Origin of the sequence: Shewanella sp. NIFS-20-20, from assembly GCF_019209865.1 — a bacterium.
GTDB lineage: Bacteria > Pseudomonadota > Gammaproteobacteria > Enterobacterales > Shewanellaceae > Shewanella.
Window position 1 is genome coordinate 20,392 of the sequence record NZ_JAHUTT010000029.1, and the last position, 20,626, is coordinate 41,017.

The following is a 20,626-nucleotide window of genomic DNA, read 5'->3' on the forward strand; positions in this document are numbered from 1 at the left end:
CCGTGTTATAATTAGAACAATTAAAGTGTGTAACTTGCTTGGCTTTTTTGGAGTAAATAATGATAAATACCAACATTCCATTAGTTGATTTACACCGCCACTTGGATGGCAATGTGCGCGTCGGCACCATTTGGTCGCTAGCGCATCAACACGGAATTGCCTTGCCTGCATCATCGATTGAAACCCTCGCGCCCCATGTGCAAGTCCAAGGCAAAGAATCTAGCCTAGTGGCCTTTTTGTCTAAGTTAGATTGGATGGTGGCGGTATTAGCCGACTTAGATGCGGTCAAACGTGTTGCCTATGAAAACGTACTCGATGCGTCAATGTCTGGGCTGGATTATGCCGAACTTAGATTTAGTCCGTATTACATGGCCATGAATCATCACCTGCCGCTGGAAGGGGTTGTCGAGGCGGTGATTGATGGGGTGGCTCACGGTATGCGTGATACCGAAGTGAAAGTTAATTTGATTGGTATTATGTCGCGTTCATTTGGGGTTGAAGCCTGCCGGGCAGAACTCAATGCGATTTTAAGCCAGCGCGCCAAGATCGTCGCTATCGATTTGGCTGGGGATGAGCAGTCTTATCCTGGAGATTTATTTATCGACCATTTTCGCCAGGCACGCGACGCCGGTTTAGCAGTGACAGTCCATGCTGGCGAAGCTGATGGAGCCAGTAGCGTGTGGCAAGCCATTCGCGAGCTAGGGGCAAGCCGCATTGGTCATGGTGTTAACGCCATTCACGATCCGCAGTTAATCGAGTATATGATTAGCCATAAGATAGGGATTGAATCGTGCCCGACCAGTAATTTACATACGTCGACGGTGGCGAATTATCAAGCGCAGCCATTAAAGGCTTTTTATGATGCGGGTGTATTAGTCAGTATCAATACCGATGATCCTGGCGTCAGTAATATTGATATTGCCCATGAGTACCGTGTGGCACATCAAGAGATGGGATTATCGGCGGAGGTGTTAGCGCAAATTCAGCGTAATGGGGTCGAGATGGCCTTCCTCTCCAACAGTGAGCGTCGTGCCATGTATTTTGCCAAAGAAGCCAACTTGCCTTAGTCAGCGTGCAAAAAACAAAAAAGCCACTTAATTCAGTGGCTTTTTTATTATTCTTCGAGATTAGATTACTCGAGAGAACTGCTGCTGACGAGCCTTATCACGGTAATAAACATCGAAACAAATACAGATGTTACGAATAAGGAGACGCCCAGTAGAACTGATAGTGATCTTACGGTCGGTGATGTCCACTAACTTATCATCGATAAAGGTCTGTAATAGTTTAAGGTCTTCGCTGAAATAGTCTTCGAATTGAATGCCGAGCTTCTGCTCCATGTCTGCCATATCGAGCTCGAAGTGACAAATCAATTGCTTGATCACTGCGCGACGAACCTCATCATCACGGTTGAGGCTGCAGCCTTTCCATAATGCATGACCCGATGCCTCAATGGCTTCGTAGTACGGGCGAATATCTTTTTGGTTTTGGGCGTAACAGTCGCCAATCATACTGATGGATGACACCCCAAGACCGAGCAGATCACACTCTTCCTGCGTGGTATAGCCTTGGAAGTTGCGGTGTAAACGGCCTTCATTTTGTAATTTAGACAGCTCATCATCAGGCTTAGCAAAATGATCCATACCAATATACTGGTAACCGGCTTCAGTCAGCGTGGCGATGGTCTGGTGCAGCATATCGAGTTTTTGCTGCGGGCTTGGCATATGCTCTTCTTTAATTTTACGCTGGGCGGCAAAACGCGCCGGTAAATGAGCATAGTTAAACACCGATAATCTATCTGGCGACAATTCGATAATGCGCGCAATCGTGTCGGCAAAGGTGGCGGGCGTTTGATGTGGCAAACCATAAATTAAATCGACATTGGTCGATACAAAGCCCATGGCTTTGGCTTTAGCCATTAAGTCAAAAATAAAGGCTTCATCTTGCTCGCGGTTAACCGCCACTTGCACCGCTTTATTGAAATCTTGAACCCCAATCGAAATACGGTTGAATCCAGCTTGTTGAAGAGTATCGAGCATGGTGAGCTCAATCTCGCGCGGATCCACTTCGATAGAATATTCACCTTCAGCGGCAAAATTGAAATGCTGCTTTAGCAATTCGCTTAAGCGTAATATTTGCTCTGGGTTTAAGAAGGTTGGTGTACCGCCACCCCAATGCATTTGGGTGACAGTGTAATTTTGGAACAGTGGCGCCCGCTTAATGATTTCTTGGGCTAAAAATTCAATATATTGATCCGCTTTATGCTGGTGGCGGGTGATGATTTTATTACAACCACAGTAATAGCAAAGCTTGGCACAGAAGGGGATGTGAATATAAAGAGACAGCTTATCACTTTTGCTGGTGTGGATCGCCTGCAGTAAGTCTTGCTCGGTGAAGGCATCGTTAAACTCTAATGCAGTAGGATAAGAGGTATAACGAGGACCGCTGTAATTGTATTTCTCAATCATAGACTGATCCCAGCTGATCTGTGTGGGCTGCTTCAAGGCGTGTCCTCCAGTAAATTAGCAATAGGCGAAGTATGCAACCTTTTCGTCGTCATTACCTTGATCTAGGTTGAAAAATTTAACGTAAAGGTTTCAGAATTAGCGACTATCCAACAATTTTGTGCACTTGTCTTTGGTTTTATAAAGGTTTTGTGCTCCGACTCACTGGATATTGTCACTTTTGTTGAAATTTACTCGCAAGCTAAGCGGTTGTTCGAACCTTGCTCAGGCGAGTGCATTGCAGAGGGTAGACCATATCGGGCCGCAAAAGTTGCTATCGTCGCCGTCATATTTGATCCACAAAAAAGCCGCAAGATTGCGGCATTAGTCGGGAGACTGGCATTAATGGGTTTTAGGTAACTGCAACTGCGCGATTTGCTGGATTTCACTCATGATGCCATCAGCCAATTCGGCTTCACTTTTCATGCGTTGCAAATCTAACTGCATTCGTTGCTGTTTGTCTAAGGCCTTTCTGGCCGCCATGATCGGATGGGACTCAATGCGTTGATAATGCCGAAAAACATGAGGATATTGCGGCATCACTTGCTCGGTCATGGATAAGATGTCGAACAACTTGCCGATGCGCAACACCCCTTCTGATAGCTCACATCTATCTTCAATCATCGCTTGGGCGATGTAGCTGATATCCCCTAAGACTTGCTCGCGCTTGGCGTTAGCTCTTGCAGCCGCTTCAGCCGCGTGTCGCAGGGCTTGTCGTTGTTGTTGACGCAAACGCCATAACAGGGTCGCGGCATAGCCGGCGAGTGGAATGATAATGACGACTGCGGCAATGATCCAGATGCTATCCAACTTAGCCTCCTTGCTCGGTGTTGATTCGGCTTAGTCTTTTTGACGATATTGATCCAGAAGTGACTCACCGGATTCAAATTGGGCTAGCAACTCATCATCGCTACGGGCCTTTTTCGGTGCTGGTGTTTCATCTTCAACATCGGTGATGCCTAATTTTGCCATTAAGGCTTCAATCTTATTCAACTGCTTATCCAACCATTCTTGGTCAGCATTGTTGAGATCACGGCCTTCTTCTAGGGCATCAAGCAGCTGATTAAGACGCGGATCTTCTTCTAACTTCAACAGTTTTTGTTCATCAGTCAGTTTTGGCTTATGCACAGTTTTAACGGCAACGGGTGCTGTAGCCACTGCAGCGTTTGGCAGTGTCAAGGCGATAGGTTTTTTGCTGCCATGGCGCGGATCTTTTTTGGCCGCGTTGCCTGTGGTGGCGGTTTGCAGTAAACCTTCATTATGACGGCTACCGGTCTTATTGCCGGTGCTGCGCTTCTTTTTAGCAAGCTCGCGCTCAGTTTTTTTCTGTCTTGGCGCCTTGGTCGGGCTACAGCCTAGACCACTGCGAGTTTTCTTGGAACGACTCATACTTTTCTCGACTACTGGTTTTGCCCAGCCTGTTTCAAATGCCAGGCCGAGATCAAAGGGCGGGATTTATACCAGATTCTGATGTTTTTTGCATCAGAATGAAATCATCTGCTGCAAATAATAACGTAAATCCACTATGTTCGGCTAAATAACTAAAGGTCTGGGCATGGAAAAAGGCCACATGGGCGAGGTTGTTCTTGTAATGCCACTTGCCGAAATCGGCATCATCACTGAGCATGCGAGTGCTGATAGCTAGCCAACCGCCTGTTTTTAAAAGACGACATAGCAAGGCCCACTCGCGTTGCGGGTTTCTAAAATGTTCAAGCACTCGGTAACAGCAAATAAAGTCATAACTTTGGCGTAAGGCTTGATGATTGGGGGCCAGAAAAGGATCGTATTGCTGTAGGCTATGGCCTTGAGCAATGATTTGTTGCTGACTGGCCTCATCTAAAATCCGGCCATAATTCAGTCCATGTAACTGGCTGGCGGTTAATTGATGCAATTGGTCGAGTAAGGGCAACACGAAATTAGCTAACTGGCGCTGCTTTTCGGATGGCGTTGGCTGACTGAAACGTTGTTTTAGTGCTTGCGGCGGCAACTGGCTACGTGAATCGGCGAATATCAACGCGCATCGCGCACAGCGAAAGTAGCTGCGCTTTTTGTCTTGATAAAACAATGAGCAAGGTAAATATTGGCAGAGTGGGCAGCTTAGCATTTACTATCAGTAAGTTATGGCGCTATGGCGAGATTATACCAGTAAAGGAGCGTGGGGTATTTAATCGATTTAAATAAAAATGGCGGCAGTAAACTGCCGCCATACAAGATATGTCAAAGACACGTCAATCTGATTACCTAGTATCCATACTAGCTATGCGACTATCCCAGTCAAAATCCATCTATTATTATTTGCTTTCCGTGCAATTTTTTATAGTTTTTGGTCATCCAGACACTTTATCTTGTACATCCTCAATCTTCCAATTAAGGATTCCCGTAGATAGTCTTTGCTACCTATATCGGAGGTGTCATCAATGACAACAGTCAACCATCCTTGTTATTCACTTCCAGTGACAACTAGCTTCCCGCCAGGATCCTAAAGCACTTGCTTCCTGCTAAATCCAAATCCCTTGAATTTATTCTCCTGTATGGGACCTCACTAGCCCTAAATGGGAAAGTGACTATGCACGCAGTAAAACTGCATTCCCTTGAAGTATTCGACCAAGATTATAAAAGATAATCATTTCTCATTTTTATTTTTAGCGAGCGGTCGTTAAGTTATTTTTATTATTAACTAAATTTATTCTTATATCTTAAATGTAAGTAGTCGACATCAGTACATAGTTATCAATATTAGCAGTTGTACTGTTGGGTTTGTGTCGGTACGGGCTTCATTAAACCTAAATATGTGACCAGTGTCAAGCATTGGCGGCTTTTGCTTTACGTTTACGTAAGCTTTATGTGACAAAAAAGGGAGCGAGTGCTCCCCTTTTTTACTGGTTTTCAATCATTAAGCTTTATTCACTTGAAGTTTGAAATGTACACAGATAAGGCATCAATATCTTGCGGAGATAATTTTTTAGCGACATCGCGCATCATGCCATTCATATCATTATTTCGGCTGCCATCATGGAACTTATCGAGCTGAATTTTGATATAATTAGCATGCTGACCTGCTAATGATGGGAAACCCGCGAGTGCCATGCCTTGACCTTCTGGGCCATGACAAGCAATACAAGCGGTAATGCCGCGCGACATGTCGCCACCGTTGTAAAGGGTTTCACCCAATGATGGAATGTCTGCAACGTCATTGGGGGTGATCGCTTGGCTTGAGTAATAGGCAGATAAATCCATAATATCTTCATCAGACAAGGCCGCGGCCATACTACTCATGATAGGATCCATTCGGCCGTTACTGCCACCGGTTTGTGCGGCAGTGCGAAACTCTTGCAATTGCTTTTGCAAGTAAGTGGCATGTTGCTGGGCAATTTTAGGATACATGTTGATCATGCTGTTGCCGTCAACACCATGGCAGGCAGCACAGGTAATAGATTTGGCTTTACCCGCCTCAACATTACCTTCAGCAATCGCAGAGGAAGATATGGTGGCGACTACAGACAGCGCTAGAGCTAACTTTTTCATGGCGTTCCAACTTCTTGTTAGTTTAATGTCCTGGTTCAAACGACAGTCGTGTTAAAATAACTTAACTGTGATCGAGGCTATATTTTACACGAAATTGTGGAAAAGTAAGCAATTCTTCAACTTTTATGACAAAAGTGATGCTTCATACTGGAGTAATACGTGACAGATAATCAAATTGATTTTCGCAAAGCTAAGTTTCTTATCAGTGCGCCTGATATTGCTCACTTAGATAAACATTTGCCGGGTGATACCGGTATCGAAATCGCTTTTGCCGGTCGCTCTAATGCTGGCAAATCCAGCGCATTAAATGCACTGACTGAGCAAAAAAACTTGGCGCGTACCAGTAAGACGCCCGGCCGTACTCAGTTAATTAACGTGTTTGAGCTTGATGGTGTTCGCCGTTTGGTGGATCTGCCCGGCTACGGTTTTGCGCAAGTACCGTTAGCGCTCAAGAAAAAGTGGCAACATGCGCTGGGTGAATATTTGCAAAAGCGCGAATGCCTCAGTGGTGTGGTGGTGCTGATGGATATCCGCCATCCGCTGAAAGATTTAGATATTCAGATGATTGAGTGGGCGGTTGAAAGTGAGATCCCCGTACTGACCTTGCTGACTAAGTCGGATAAATTGGCACAAAGTGCACGCATGAAAACCGTCAATGAAGTCCGTGCTGCCTTAGCTGACTTTGGTGATTGGGTTCACGTAGAGCCGTTTTCGTCATTAAAAGGCACGGGTAAGCAAAAGGTGTTGGCGGTATTAAATGGCTGGTGTTATCCCGACGGCTGGCAAGCGCTAGAGCAAGACGCTGCTGAGTGATTCAAGCCGCGTTGGTGATCATAAAAAGTCTGCTGCGGCAGGCTTTTTTTTTTGCAAAAAAAAAGCCGATGACAAATATTATCAGCGGCTTAAAGTTAGCTCTTTTGGGGAGAAGCTAAAATTCAACAAGACTCAAGTTCTGTTGTTTCACAAATGCAATATTTGTTAGTAACAGCGCTCAATGAAGACAGCATAGCTCGAAATTCATCACAATTAAAGTATTTACTCTAATTTTTTCCGGACAAAAAAAAGCCTCAGCAATATTAAGATTGCTGAGGCGCCAGAATTTGGCTGTTCACTAAAAGTGAAATAAAGGTTTGAAAGATAGAACATCTTAACCTCTGTACCCTACGCCGAGAATAATAAGTGATTTATCATTTTATGAAAAACTGTTTTTCGCATGAGCTCCCAATAATGTGAGCTTGATCGTGCTCGCCGCTGCTTTTTGCTGCAAAATCTGATCTAAAAATTACATAAAAAAAGAAGATGTCACGCTTAAATGACATCTTCTGATAAAAAAGTAACATAATAGCGCAGGCAAACGCGGTCGTTCTTTGATCTGCCGCTGATAATTCTTAGGTGTTCTAGTGGGCTTGATCCCAGTTATCACCAATCCCTGCCTCGGCCAGTAGGGGAACATCTAAATCTGCAGCCGTCGCCATCAGCTCACATACTGTGTGCATCAGTGACTCAGCTTTGTCGGCATCGACTTCGAACACCAGTTCATCGTGTACTTGCATTATCATGCTGATCTCACCTTGGGTGTGCTGACCGATCCATTCATCAACCGTGATCATCGCGCGTTTAATGATGTCGGCCGCCGTGCCTTGCATGGGCGCGTTAATGGCGGCACGTTCAGCCGCTTGACGGCGCATGGCGTTGCGGGCCTTAATTTCTGGCAGGTATAAACGTCGTCCAGCTAAGGTGGCTACATAGCCTTGTTCTGCTGCCAGCGCCCGAGTGTCTTCCATATAACGCAGGACCCCAGGATAACGGGCAAAATACGTATCAATATAGGTTTGAGCTTCGGCTCTGGGTATGTCTAATTGCTTGGCCAAACCAAAGGCTGACATACCGTAAATTAAGCCGAAGTTCACGGCTTTGGCCCGGCGACGTTGTTCGGTGGTGACTGTTTCAAAGGCAACATCAAACACCTCGGCCGCCGTCGCGCGGTGAATGTCTTTGCCTTCGGAAAACGCCTGCAGTAATCCAGGATCTTGAGACAAGTGCGCCATAATGCGCAATTCAATTTGTGAATAATCGGCCGCTAAAATCTTTTTACCCTCCGGGGCGATAAACGCTTGGCGGATACGGCGACCCTCGGCGGTGCGGATGGGAATATTCTGTAAATTAGGCTCGCTAGACGATAAGCGCCCGGTGGCCGCATTAGCTTGATGATAACTGGTGTGTACGCGCCCGGTAGTCGCATTTACCATCAGCGGTAATTTATCGGTATAAGTACTCTTTAGCTTAGAAAGGCTGCGGTGCTCTAACAAGATTTTGGGTAGAGGGAAATCTAACGCCAGTTCAACTAAGACTTCTTCGGCGGTTGATGGTGCGCCTTTGGGGGTCTTCTTGAGTACGGGATACCCGAGCTTTTCAAAGAATATCGCTTGTAATTGTTTGGTGGAACTTAAGTTGAACTCCTCACCTGCAATCTCATGAGCTTGCTTTTCTAATTGATCGATTTTGCGGCTTAGTTCTTCACTTTGTTGTGATAATAATAAGCTATCGATCAAAACACCGCGGCGTTCCATAGCTGATAGCACTGGAACTAACGGCATTTCAAGCGTGAGCAACACCTGACTTAAACCTGATTCTTTTTCCACACTCGGCCATAGATGTTGATGCAGTCTTAGGGTGATATCGGCATCTTCAGCAGCATAAGGTGCGGCTTGCTCTAATGGAATTTGATTAAAGGTGAGTTGTTTAGCACCTTTACCCGCAATCTCTTCAAAACTGATATTGTGATGGCCTAAATATTTGAGTGCTAAGCTGTCCATGTCGTGGCGACTGGCCACGGAGTTAAAGACATAGGATTCCAGCATAGTGTCAAAACGACACCCGTTAAGCTGGATACCGGCATTGGCCAATACGCTCATATCATACTTGAGATTTTGGCCAACCTTGTGAATGCTAGCATCTTCGAGCAAAGGTTTGAGTTGCGCTAACACGTGTTGTTTATCAAGTTGAGCCGGCGCATCTTGATAATCATGCGCCAAGGGTAAATAAGCGGCTTCGCCGGCGTTAATGGCAAACGATAAACCGACCAATTGCGCCTGCATATAATCGAGACTGGTGGTCTCGGTATCCACGGCAACTAAGCTAGCCTGTTTGATTTTAAGCAACCAAGTATCGAGCTGCTCCTGAGTCAGGATGGTCTGATAATCTGTGGCTAGGATTGTGGTGTTAGCAGCCACAGGCGCTTCAGCTTGATCCGTTGCCGCCACAGCTGTCGCTGCACGTGTATCGAGCACTTCAGCCAGCCAACGTTTGAATTCCATCTCAGTAAAATATTGCGCCAAGGCTTGTTTGTCTTCTTGTTGGCGCTCGAGTTGTTGCCAAGTTTGATCCAGTTCGACATCGGTTTTAATGGTGGCCAGATCGTAAGAGAGTCGCAGCATTTCGGCATTATCTTTAATTTTAGCCGGCATGGTTTTAGCACCTCTAAAACCTAGTGTCGCCACTGCATCGGGATCGCTTAATAGATTATCCACGCTGCCGGCCCCCGAAATTAAGGCCACGGCTGTTTTCTCTCCGACACCAGGTAAGCCCGGAATGTTATCGGCCTTGTCACCCATCAGGGCTAATAGATCGATAATGCGGTCTGGGCCTACCCCAAATTTTTCGGTGACTTCTGCCGGCCCCATCACTGTGTCTGTCATGGTATTAATCAGGGTGACATTGTCGCTGACTAATTGCGCCATGTCTTTATCACCGGTACTGATTAAAGTGGCTCGCCCTTGGGCACATGCTTGGGTCGCGAGCGTTCCAATCACATCATCCGCTTCAACGCCTGAGATTGAAATTAACGGTAACCCCATGGCTTTAATGATGTTATGTAAGGGTTCAATTTGAGTGCGTAAATCATCTGGCATCGGCGGGCGCTGAGCCTTGTACTCGCTGTACATATCGTTACGGAAGGTTTTGCCTTTAGCATCGAATACCACGGCCACATGAGATGGCGAATATTGACGCAATAAGCTTCTTAGCATATTGACTACACCATAGACGGCTCCGGTGGCTTCACCTTTCGAATTGGTGAGATGTGGCGGCGCATAATAGGCGCGGTACAGGTAAGAAGAACCATCGATTAAGATCAGGGGATTTTCGCTGATTGTAGCCATGTTGATATCGTGAGTCATTGCAAATGAAGTAAGCATGCCACATCGGCAAGCATTAGGCGAGTTGGCAGATGGCGGAACAGTCATCGGGGATCAAGATGTGATCAATGGGCTGAATATTTGAGCGGATGTGAACGAAATATATGCGAGGGTTTAAAAGGTGATTGTCTGTGGATAACTCTGTGAATCAAAATGATCAATATGGGAGTAACCGATCAGATCGAAAAGCCGGCTTTTTGTAAGTGGTTGATTTGTAGTAATTAAATAAAAATCCGTGAGATCAGATCAAATTTATACAAAACATCTTGAATTGTGGATTTTTTTGTTTAACAGAAAAAATAAGTGAGTTAAAAAGTCATCAATTTTGCCAAATAATAAACCGGATTTATAACTTAGCATGTTTTTTGAGCAGATCAATGCTTTTGTAACCATTCTGTTAAAATGCTTGGTTATAATGTCACCGACCTTATACCAATTGCAGCTAAGGTCGGTTTGGATGATTAATCTACTCGCTTAAGAATGTGTTGATTGATTGCGCTGGCGACTGTCGAACAGACCTTGAGCAATGCCCACCAGTAAACCACCCACATGGGCGCCGTTGGCGATGGAGAGTCCAAAGGCATCAGTGAAACCGAGTAGAAGCCAAAGCATCATAAAACCCATAAAGGAGTTTTGTAGCGCGATGCCAGCCTCTGGTTTACGCAGTCCCATTACATAGCTGTAGCCAGCTAAGGCATAAACTACCCCAGAAAGTCCGCCGAAATTAGGACCTTGTAACAGGTATTGCACCACATTAGGCAAGGTACCTGCCACGACGAGGATCACCATAAGTTTAGCGCTGCCAAGTCGCTGCTCTATCTTGCCACCTAAATACCACCACCAGAGTAAATTAAAGATAATATGCATGGCTGAGAAATGGATAAGGCTTGGGGTAAAAACTCGCCAAAACTCCTCGATACTGGCACTGGGAATGACATGGAAGAAGCCGAGATAGCTAAATAGGGTATCGGCAAACCCAATATTCCAAGCCGTAAAGATGCCAATGCACAGCACTAAAATAGTGAGGGTGACCGGGCCGCTGGAGTGGATCACCTCAGCGATTAGCTGCTTTATGGGCTTACCGTAATTTAAGCCGCTTTGGGTATCGCCATATTCCCATGAAGCTTGGAGATACTTGTCATCGTGAGGATGTTGCAGAAAATACTGATATTCAGCCTCAGCTTTCACATAATCGGCCGCTTGCACCAGTAACTGCACTTGCATGTCATGGACGCGCATTTCGCACATCACATCTTGGCTTTTGAGGTAATCAATCAAGGCTTGGGCTGCTCGAGCATTGGGTAACTGGCCGAATATCATCATAGATTTACGACCTGCCATGAAGTAAAGCCGCCATCGAGGCTGTAGACGTGATCAAACCCTTGCTCGCTTAAGTAGTTGGCGGCATTCTGGCTGCTAATACCGTGATAGCACACTACGACCAAAGGGGCATCGAGATCGGCTTGTTGAATATAGTCAACGAGATTGTCGTTGCTGAGATTGAATGAGCTCGGGATGTGCCCTTGCTCGAAACTGGCAGCATCTCGGATGTCGACAATTTGCAGTTGCGGATCTTGTTGCTGCAGCTTGCTTAGTTGCGCAAGATCTAAATGGGCAAATGGCATAAAAACTCCAATAAAAATGGCGGGCAAGCCCGCCGTGGTATTTAAGACCAGTCGAGGATGACTTTACCAGATTGGCCGGAGCACATGGCATCAAAGCCTTGTTGGAAATCATCGATGGCAAAATGGTGAGTAATGATCGGGCTAATATCGAGACCGGATTGGATAAGGCTGGCCATCTTGTACCAAGTTTCGAACATCTCGCGGCCATAAATGCCTTTTAGCACCAGCCCCTTGAAGATCACCTTGCTCCAATCAATCGCCATGTCGCCACTTGGAATACCGAGCATGGCAATTTTACCGCCATGATTCATGGTATCGAGCATGGAGTGAAACGCCGAGGGCACTCCAGACATTTCTAAGCCAACATCGAAACCTTCGGTCATACCGAGTTCACTCATCACCGCTGTTAAGTCTTCGCTAGCGACATTAACGGCTCGGGTCGCCCCCATTTTCCGGGCTAATTCGAGGCGGTATTCGTTGACGTCGGTGATCACTACATGGCGAGCCCCTACGTGACGACACACAGCCGCCGCCATAATACCTATGGGGCCGGCACCGGTAATTAATACGTCTTCACCCACTAAATCAAAAGATAGCGCGGTATGGACCGCATTGCCGAAGGGATCGAAAATGGCGGCCATATCATCGCTAATATCATCAGGGATTTTAAAGGCGTTAAATGCAGGGATCACCAAGTATTCGGCAAATGAGCCTTGGCGGTTGACCCCTACACCTGTGGTATTGCGGCATAAATGAGTACGACCGGCGCGACAATTTCGGCAATAACCACAGGTGATATGGCCTTCACCCGAGACCCTATCGCCAATAGTAAAGCCGCGGACTTCTTGGCCCATACCCACGACTTCGCCGACGTATTCGTGACCAACAATCATGGGTACCGGAATGGTTTTTTGTGACCATTCATCCCACTTATAAATATGGACATCGGTACCACAAATTGCCGTCTTACGGATCTTGATCAGCAGGTCATTGTGGCCAACCTCTGGCATGGGAGCTTCCACTTGCCAGATACCTTCTTTAGGGTGCAATTTACTGAGCGCTTTCATGATGATCCTTAAATAATGCCTAATTCTTTGCCAATACGAGTAAAGGCTTCAATGGCTTGATCTAACTGGGCTTGAGTATGGGCCGCCGACATTTGAGTACGAATTCTCGCCTGGCCTTTAGGCACTACCGGGTACGAAAAACCGACCACATAAATATGTTCTTGCAGAAGTCGATTAGCAAATTCTGAAGCTAATTTAGCATCACCAATCATCACGGGAATGATGGCATGGTCGGCGCCACCTAAGGTAAAACCTGCCGCTGACATTTGCGCCCGGAAATACTGGCTATTATCCCAAACGGCTTGACGCAAGGCATGACCAGATTTTAACAATGCCAATACCTGAATCGAGGCTTGCACAATCGCTGGCGCTAATGAGTTAGAAAATAAATACGGACGTGAACGCTGACGCAGCCAATCAATGACTTCTTTTTTGCCCGAGGTAAAGCCTCCAGAGGCGCCGCCCAAAGCCTTACCCAAAGTCCCGGTAATAATGTCGACGCGATCCATCACTTGGCAGTGTTCATGAGTACCACGACCATTGGCGCCAATAAAACCGACCGCATGAGAATCATCAACCATGACTAAGGCGTCATACTTATCGGCCAGATCACACACCCCTTGCAGGTTCGCTATCACACCATCCATGGAGAACACGCCATCGGTGGCAATTAAGATGTGGCGCGCCCCCGCAGCCTGAGCGGCTTGCAATTGTTGTTCTAAATCGGCCATATCATTATTGGCATAACGGAAGCGCTTGGCTTTACATAAACGCACACCGTCGATGATCGAGGCATGATTTAATGCATCTGAAACAATGGCGTCTTCTGGGCCTAATAAGGTTTCAAAAAGACCTGCGTTGGCATCGAAACATGAAGAATAAAGAATGGTATCTTCCATGCCCAAAAAGTCACTTAATGAGGCTTCTAGTTGCTTATGAATATCTTGGGTGCCACAGATAAAACGTACCGATGCCATGCCAAAACCATGGTGATCTAAGCCTTGTTTGGCGGCGGTGATGAGGTCAGGGTGGTTGGCGAGGCCGAGGTAGTTATTGGCACAGAAATTAATGACTTGCTTTTGATTTACTTCGATAGCCGTTTGCTGAGCTGAAGCAATGACACGTTCACTCTTGTAGAGGCCTTCAGCCTTTACATCTTGGATTTGTTGTTTAATTTGCTGGTAAAAAGATGACGAGGCCACGGATGTCTCCTAGGGTAGTTATTGTGATTGTTGGAGTTGTTGGCATTTTAACCTTAAATTCAGCGGCTCTACAGTCATTTTTGATATAAGTGAGCGCGCCAGCGCACAGGTGGGGCTGGCCGAAATGTGATTTAGCTCGGCAAATATTCTTAAAAGCTTAAGCGACCTCTGGCCGTGATAACTGGCGATAATGTTGTTCCATGCGCTCAAAGGTCTCGAGCGAGGTTGGCATGGCATAGCTTTTGAAGATCATCAAGACCCGCAGTAAGCCTTCGTACAGAGTGGCTTTACTGATTTGATGGGTGCTTGATTGCGTGAGTTGATACCCAATCCACGAGCTAACGATCATTTTAATCGTGTCGGCCAGTTCAACCACTTTCCCATGTTCAATATTGAGAAAGCCGTCTTGACATAATTGAGATAAGACCTGACTTGAACGCTGCAATACTGATTGCTGAGCGGTTAAGTATCGTTGCTTTAGGGTGTCATCTCGACTCAGGATATCGGCGAGATTGGCGTACATAAATCGAAACTGCCACATGGTGTAAAACATGGCGTCAAAATAACTGAGCAAGAGTTCGACATCGATTTGTTGTTCAACATAGGGTTGAAACCCCTGTTGCAGGTGCTCTTCATAGCGAGTGAAAATACAGCGAATGATGTCTTCTTTGTTTCTGAAGTGGTAATAAAGATTGCCCGGACTGATGCCGAGGTGCGCCGCAATGTGATTGGTGGTGGTGGCTCGCTCACCATGTTCATTGAATAACTCAAGGCTAGCTAAAATAATTTTATCACGCGTTTTCATGGGATTCCCTAAGGATAAAGTGCTTAATTGAATTACCTTTTTGCAGTCTTGAGCTGTGTGCTGCGGCTTTATGTTAACATTGGCATCAAGCCCCAAGCAAAATCGATTTTAAGCATAAATTAATATGAACCGACTGCTTTACTCTATTTTGGTCACCTTGCTGACCCCCGTTCTGGTGATATACCTCATGCTGCGATCCCGAAAAGATCCGGCGTATCGATTGAGATGGCGAGAGCGCTTTGGCATCAAACGGTTAGCCTCGACCGAGGTGCTTATCCATGCGGTTTCCATGGGCGAAACCTTGGCGGCCTTGCCGTTAATTAGGCAATTGCTGCGAGATCATCCTCAATATCGCTTGACGTTAACCAGCACGAGCCCGACCGGATCGGCCGAGATCGTTAAAGCTTTCGCTGCCGAAATCGCGCTTGGACGAGTGCAACACGTGTATTTACCGTTTGATATTCCATGGGCGGTGGCGCGCTTTGTTCGGCAAGTGGCGCCGCAACTCGTGGTCATTATGGAAACGGAACTGTGGCCAAATTTGGTGCATTATTGCAATCGGGCTGGCGCTAAAGTGGTGCTTGCTAATGCCCGTTTGTCGGCTAAATCGGCCAATCAATACCAACAAAGACTCAGGCTGATCCGGCCTATGCTGCAGCAATTGGCCGCAATAGCCGTGCAAACCGATGCCGAGGCGGCACGTTTTATTGCCCTAGGCGTTGATCCTGATGTGGTGACAGTGTGCGGCAGCTTAAAGTTTGACTTAACTGTCGATAAGAGCCGAGTTCAACAAGCTCAACACTGGCGCCAACAATGGCAGCGGCAAGATGCGCCGGTATGGGTGGCGGGAAGCGTTCATCCTGGGGAATTTACCGAGATCATCGCGGCGCATCAGCAGGTGTTGGCCCAGCAGCCTAACGCCCTAATGATCATGGTGCCGAGGCACCCAGAGCAGTTTGACCTCGCAGCTCAAACCTTAGCGGCGGCCGGCTTGTCCTTTGTCCGCCGCAGCGAGCAACAAGCGCCAGAAGCAGAGACCCAAGTGATATTGGGCGATACCATGGGGGAGTTACTGGATCTTTATGCTTGCGCTGATCAAGCCTTTGTCGGCGGTAGCTTAATCGTGCATGGGGGCCACAATCCTTTAGAGCCCGCCGCACTGGGCCTTGCGGTGTATATGGGGCCAAATTTTCGAGATTTTTTAGAAATCACCGAGTTATTACGTGGTGAAGGCAACTTAACCTTGGTCACTGATGGTCATGCCTTGGGGCAATTATTACTGTTCAGGGCTCAACATCCGCGGGAGTTACACGCTGCAGCAAAGGCTGGCCAACGGGTATTGGCCAATAATCGTGGCGCGCTAACCAAACAATTAACTGTGATAGAGCAACAACTGCGCAACTCATGATTGTTGGCGCGAATTAACCCAATGCACGGGTGAGGTTATAACCCTTAAGTAAGCTCATCCAGCAATCATCGCTGAAGGCCAAGTGAGGCTGCTTGGATTTTTCTTTGGTGAATGAGCGCAGTAATCGCGCCAGATTAGCCTGTTGCCATTGATGAGATGCCGGCTTGATGGCCCCCCGATCAAAATCGATTAAATGAAAGCCATCTTCATTAAGCATGATATTTTTGGCATTTAAATCTGCGTGATAAACGCCGCGCTGATGAAACTTAGCAATGCAACCACCTAAGGCTTGCCATTGCTCCATATCGAAACTTTGCTCGCTGAGGATATCGACCAGATCCCGTGCACCCGCAATTTTTTCGATTAAAATATCCGCTTGGTAAAATAATCCGTGCCGAATGACTCGCGCCGCAATGGGCTTAGGCACTGGATACCCTTCAATCCACAGGGTATTTAATAAGGTCAGTTCGGCGGCTGCGCGGGTGCGTTGCAAGCCTAAATAGCAATATTTGTCTTTAGAGAGGCGGGCGATAGCGCCGCCACGCCAATAATGACGCAACACCCACTGTTGGCGGTCCTGCTCGACAAACCACGTCGTATAGCGGCCACATGAAGACCCAATCACCGCATCACGGCTCTGCCAATAATCAGGCTCAAACCAATCTGGACTTAATTGTTGCGGTGCAAATTGGGTTGAAAGTAAGCTTGTTTGATCAAGCTTTTGGATCTTGAGCGTAAATGACATATTTAGTTGGGCCAAAACATGGAACACGAGGCTATTCTACATTAAGATCCACGCCTTGCACCTACTAACTGGCTATCGCTATGGAACTGGAACCACATCAATCTATTTGTATTTTACGCCTTTCTGCCATAGGTGATGTTTGCCACGCAGTGGCCATGGTGCAGGCGATTCAGCGTCACTATCCCACAGTTGCTATAACTTGGGTGATAGGCAAGGTTGAATACCAGTTATTAAAGCATCTCCCCGGTGTGGAATTTGTCATTTTTGACAAATCACAGGGATGGCGCAGCTACCAGCAATTGGCACAAGCACTTAAGGGGCGTAAATTTGATGTGCTCCTGCATATGCAAGTCGCCTTACGGGCCAGCATTGCCTCATTATTTATTAAGGCGACCACCCGTATTGGTTTTGATAAAGCGCGCGCTAAAGAAGGCCAGTGGTTAGTGACCAATCAGGCGATTGCAGCTCAGAGGCAACCTCATGTATTGGATGGTTTTATGGGGTTTGCCAAAAAAATAGGCGTGACGGATTTAACGCCTCGCTGGAATATTCCAGTACCCGAGGCAGATACCGAGTTTGCCAAAGCGCACATTGCGACCGGGGCTAAGGTATTAATTATCTGCCCGTCAGCCAGTAAGGCTGAACGTAATTGGTTGCCTGAGCGTTATGGCGCGATTGCGGACTATGCCAACGAACGAGGTTTGCGGGTATTGCTTTGTGGTGGCCCAAGTGACAGTGAGCAGCAATTGGCCACGCAAATTCAAGCTCATTGTCGTGCAGAGCTAACTAATTTGGTTGGAAAAACCACTTTGTGTCAATTGCTCGCACTATTAAAGCGCGCGACCGTGGTCATTGCTCCTGATACTGGACCGGCGCACATGGCGGTGACTCAAGGCACAGCCGTGATCGGCTTATATGCGCATTCCAATCCTGGTCGGACAGGCCCTTACCTGTCACAAGAGCGGGTGGTCAGTGTTTATGAGCAAGTGATGACCGAACAGTATCCAAACCAAACGATGGCTTGGGGAACTCGCGCTAAAGGTCACGAGTTAATGGCAAAGATCAGCGTTGAGCAAGTGGTCGATCAATTGGCTGAATTTGTCTGTCGTTAAAGATGATTGGCTATTAGTCAATACAAAGAGAGTCAGTATGTTAACCAGTCCTAAAGTGTTGTTTGTGCCCGTTTCGTCAGCCGAGGGGATTGGCGAATATATGCGTTCCATAATTTTTGCCGAGGCGATTAAAGCTCGATGGCCTGATGCAGAAATACATTTTATGCTCAGCAACCAAGCCCCTTATGCAAGTCAGTGTCCATTTCCTTGCACTCTATTAAATCAAAGCCCGACAAAAGAAGTGAAGGCCGTGAATCATTTCATGGAACAATTTATGCCTGATTTAGTCATCTTTGATGCATCCGGTCGTCAGTCGCAATTGCAAAAAGCTCACTCACTCGGTGCTAAAGTTGTCTTTATCAGTCAGCATAAACGTAAACGTAGTCGAGGTATGAAAATTGGCCGGGCTCGGGTCACTGACAGTCATTGGGTTGTTCAACCTGAGTTTGTAATCGGGCCAGTTTCCAGTTTGGATTGCTGCAAACTGAAGTTGCTCAAAAAACCACTACCTCTAAATATTGGCCCTGTATTTACTGCGCCTGATAGGGTTGAGCAAAATAAATTACTGAAAAAGTACCAGTTACAACAAGATAAGTTTGTCCTATTTAATGCGGGATCGGGGGGGCATAAAATAGGTCAACAATTGGCGGCAGATATTTTCGCATCTGTGGCTACTGAGGGGGCGGCAAACTCGGGTGTCATGAGTGTCATGGTGTTTGGCCCAAATTACCCCAAGCCTTTACCGCAACTAGAGGGTGTCATTTGCATTTCTTCAATTTCTAATGCTGATTTCATTAATTTATTAACACTGGCTCAAGGGGCGGTTATTAGCGGTGGTGACACCTTACTTCAATCAATTGCTTTACATGTGGCGACATTAGCAGTGCCGGTATCTAAAGACCAACCCGCAAGAATTAAGGTGTGTTTTGACCAAGGATTGATTCTGAGTTGTGCGACTGAAAAAGAGGCCATGATTGAGCAATATCAGAGCTTGTTATCCCAAGTAACCCGCGACAAATTAGTGTCTGCGATGTTACGTAACCCGACAATGGATGGTTTAGCTTTGGGCCTCTGTGAAATAGAGCGGTTGCTAAGAGATCATTAGTAAAAAAAGGTATAACCAAGTCAATTTATCTTGGTTATACCGAATATAACTTACAATTTCTTAGTTATTTCAATGATTTCCGTAGTTGAAATCGATGGGGTTCTTGGGAAATAAATCACGTCACACAAATCGTTTAAATGATCGAATTTTCCAAACCAATCATCTCCCATGGCCAAAATGTCAGCATTATAATGTTGAATATATTTACGCTTAAGTTCCAATGAATGTTCTACAAACACGTCAGACACAAACTTAAGAGATTTTATAATTTTTATGCGACTGGCTTCATCATAAATTGGCATTCTACCTTTTTTATTGAAATTTAATTGGTCGCTGGAAACACCGACAATCAATTCATTTCCAAGCGTTGCACAACGTTCTAAAATATTGATGTGGCCAATATGAAAAACATCAAATGTGCCAAAAGTGATGATTCGCTTACTCAACTGAGGGACTCCTTGAGACTAAACTTGATCTCAATCGGGCTATGGGTGATTTGTTGAGACTCATCCGGAATCTTCATATAATCACCATATTTTTCTTGAAGATATTTATTAACGTTTTTAGGTACATTAATTTCTATATCTTCAAACTTCATTGTTATCAATGGATAGAGGTCTTCATGTTTAATCAAGTCGTTGAACATGACATTGCCAATTGCATCGACTTCGTGGTTGTTATTTTTTTGATGAAGGTCATCGATAATTTTAAATGCTTCTTTTGAACAATTTATCTTATAAACAGATCGATAGTAGTGTGTTTTAAGACAAGCAAATAAATTTTTACGTTTATAAGATGTCCACAGCGTTCTACGAAACCTATCAATGCAAGATTTAATTTCAGATTTTTCTTTTGATAACTCTTTGACGTTATCCCATGGGAAAATGTCAATGAAAATCCCATGATTAATGTCATAGTTTTTTCGATTGCGTTCTAAAAATAATGTGTTGGAATCACGTACTTTTGTAAAATAGAGTGGATATTCTTTATCTGTATAAAAATGCTGAATAAATAAGTTTTCTGGCAACTCGCTTTGAAGCGTTAAAAACTTGTTGTAGTCAGCTCTTGACATTGCAATATCAATATCATCATCCCAAGGAATAAATCCTTGATGTCTGACAGCACCAAGGGCAGTTCCACCAATAGCAAAATAATTAATTTCATTTCTGTTGAAAACGTCAATTAATTGTTTCATCATGTTGATTTGATGTAGTTGAACTTTTCTTGTTAAACTCAAAGCAATTGCCCCATTTTCAAATGCAGAGGCAATTCTATTCAAGATTAAGATTGCTGCAATGTAAATATTCGATGATTTCAAATTTAATTGCTAGT

At 45.7% G+C, this 20,626-nt stretch carries 19 protein-coding genes; 5 read left to right on the plus strand and 14 right to left on the minus strand.

The genetic code is table 11. The annotated features are described in order from the left end of the window. Positions 1–59: 59 nt before the first annotated feature. Positions 60–1,067, plus strand: coding sequence for an adenosine deaminase (gene add, locus KU855_RS10625; RefSeq protein WP_218530263.1), 1,008 nt, complete (start codon positions 60–62; stop codon positions 1,065–1,067). A gap of 60 nt (positions 1,068–1,127) precedes the next feature. On the opposite strand, the gene hemN is transcribed toward add, so the two are convergent. The 5 genes from hemN to KU855_RS10650 all read right to left on the minus strand — a co-directional run bounded on the left by hemN (position 1,128) and on the right by KU855_RS10650 (position 6,029). Further along, positions 1,128–2,504, minus strand: a complete 1,377-nt coding sequence (gene hemN / locus KU855_RS10630; RefSeq protein WP_256260978.1) for an oxygen-independent coproporphyrinogen III oxidase — start codon at positions 2,502–2,504, stop codon at positions 1,128–1,130. A gap of 342 nt (positions 2,505–2,846) precedes the next feature. Further along, positions 2,847–3,314: a DUF2489 domain-containing protein gene (locus tag KU855_RS10635; protein WP_218530265.1), complete on the minus strand. Its 468-nt coding sequence runs from the start codon at positions 3,312–3,314 to the stop codon at positions 2,847–2,849. Between the two features lie 30 nt (positions 3,315–3,344). Then, positions 3,345–3,893: a Der GTPase-activating protein YihI gene (gene yihI / locus KU855_RS10640; protein ID WP_218530266.1), complete on the minus strand. Its 549-nt coding sequence runs from the start codon at positions 3,891–3,893 to the stop codon at positions 3,345–3,347. Positions 3,894–3,945: 52 nt separating this feature from the next. Then, positions 3,946–4,608, minus strand: coding sequence for a methyltransferase domain-containing protein (locus KU855_RS10645; RefSeq protein WP_218530267.1), 663 nt, complete (start codon positions 4,606–4,608; stop codon positions 3,946–3,948). 800 nt (positions 4,609–5,408) lie between these two features. Beyond that, complete coding sequence (locus KU855_RS10650; RefSeq protein ID WP_218530268.1) at positions 5,409–6,029, minus strand: cytochrome c; 621 nt, start codon at positions 6,027–6,029, stop codon at positions 5,409–5,411. Between the two features lie 159 nt (positions 6,030–6,188). On the opposite strand from KU855_RS10650, the gene yihA reads away from it, so the two are divergent. Next, a complete protein-coding gene (gene yihA, locus KU855_RS10655; protein ID WP_218530269.1) occupies positions 6,189–6,842 on the plus strand; it encodes a ribosome biogenesis GTP-binding protein YihA/YsxC in 654 nt (217 codons plus the stop codon). 584 nt (positions 6,843–7,426) lie between these two features. Here the strand turns inward: yihA and polA are convergent. The 6 genes from polA to KU855_RS10685 all read right to left on the minus strand — a co-directional run bounded on the left by polA (position 7,427) and on the right by KU855_RS10685 (position 14,924). Continuing rightward, positions 7,427–10,189 (minus strand): DNA polymerase I, encoded by a 2,763-nt coding sequence (gene polA, locus KU855_RS10660; RefSeq protein WP_218530270.1) that lies wholly within the window; start codon positions 10,187–10,189, stop codon positions 7,427–7,429. A gap of 510 nt (positions 10,190–10,699) precedes the next feature. Beyond that, a complete protein-coding gene (gene glpG / locus KU855_RS10665) occupies positions 10,700–11,548 on the minus strand; it encodes a rhomboid family intramembrane serine protease GlpG (protein ID WP_218530284.1) in 849 nt (282 codons plus the stop codon). Continuing rightward, on the minus strand, positions 11,545–11,850 hold the full coding sequence (gene glpE / locus KU855_RS10670; RefSeq protein WP_218530271.1) for a thiosulfate sulfurtransferase GlpE: 306 nt from the start codon (positions 11,848–11,850) through the stop codon (positions 11,545–11,547). The genes glpG and glpE overlap by 4 nt, the downstream gene beginning before the upstream one ends. Positions 11,851–11,891: 41 nt before the next feature. Beyond that, complete coding sequence (gene tdh, locus KU855_RS10675) at positions 11,892–12,917, minus strand: L-threonine 3-dehydrogenase (protein WP_218530272.1); 1,026 nt, start codon at positions 12,915–12,917, stop codon at positions 11,892–11,894. 8 nt (positions 12,918–12,925) lie between these two features. Continuing rightward, positions 12,926–14,119, minus strand: coding sequence for a glycine C-acetyltransferase (locus KU855_RS10680; RefSeq protein ID WP_218530273.1), 1,194 nt, complete (start codon positions 14,117–14,119; stop codon positions 12,926–12,928). A 157-nt stretch (positions 14,120–14,276) separates the two neighbouring features. Continuing rightward, positions 14,277–14,924: a TetR/AcrR family transcriptional regulator gene (locus KU855_RS10685; RefSeq protein ID WP_218530274.1), complete on the minus strand. Its 648-nt coding sequence runs from the start codon at positions 14,922–14,924 to the stop codon at positions 14,277–14,279. A gap of 124 nt (positions 14,925–15,048) precedes the next feature. On the opposite strand from KU855_RS10685, the gene waaA reads away from it, so the two are divergent. Beyond that, on the plus strand, positions 15,049–16,332 hold the full coding sequence (waaA, locus tag KU855_RS10690) for a lipid IV(A) 3-deoxy-D-manno-octulosonic acid transferase (protein ID WP_218530275.1): 1,284 nt from the start codon (positions 15,049–15,051) through the stop codon (positions 16,330–16,332). Between the two features lie 13 nt (positions 16,333–16,345). Here waaA and KU855_RS10695 read toward each other — a convergent pair whose 3' ends face one another. Beyond that, the gene (locus KU855_RS10695; protein ID WP_218530276.1) at positions 16,346–17,077 is read right to left on the minus strand and encodes a 3-deoxy-D-manno-octulosonic acid kinase; all 732 of its coding nucleotides are present in this window, start codon (positions 17,075–17,077) and stop codon (positions 16,346–16,348) included. An 80-nt stretch (positions 17,078–17,157) separates the two neighbouring features. Between KU855_RS10695 and KU855_RS10700 the strand changes: the two genes are divergently transcribed. Together KU855_RS10700 and KU855_RS10705 are read left to right on the plus strand one after the other, a co-directional pair. Then, complete coding sequence (locus tag KU855_RS10700) at positions 17,158–18,189, plus strand: glycosyltransferase family 9 protein (RefSeq protein WP_218530277.1); 1,032 nt, start codon at positions 17,158–17,160, stop codon at positions 18,187–18,189. Positions 18,190–18,226: 37 nt separating this feature from the next. After that, a complete protein-coding gene (locus KU855_RS10705; protein WP_218530278.1) occupies positions 18,227–19,294 on the plus strand; it encodes a hypothetical protein in 1,068 nt (355 codons plus the stop codon). A 50-nt stretch (positions 19,295–19,344) separates the two neighbouring features. On the opposite strand, the gene KU855_RS10710 is transcribed toward KU855_RS10705, so the two are convergent. Together KU855_RS10710 and KU855_RS10715 are read right to left on the minus strand one after the other, a co-directional pair. Then, positions 19,345–19,740, minus strand: coding sequence for an adenylyltransferase/cytidyltransferase family protein (locus KU855_RS10710; protein ID WP_218530279.1), 396 nt, complete (start codon positions 19,738–19,740; stop codon positions 19,345–19,347). Further along, the gene (locus tag KU855_RS10715; RefSeq protein ID WP_218530280.1) at positions 19,737–20,573 is read right to left on the minus strand and encodes a phosphorylcholine transferase LicD; all 837 of its coding nucleotides are present in this window, start codon (positions 20,571–20,573) and stop codon (positions 19,737–19,739) included. Before KU855_RS10715 ends, KU855_RS10710 begins: the two co-directional genes overlap by 4 nt. Between the last annotated feature and the right edge of the window lie 53 nt (positions 20,574–20,626).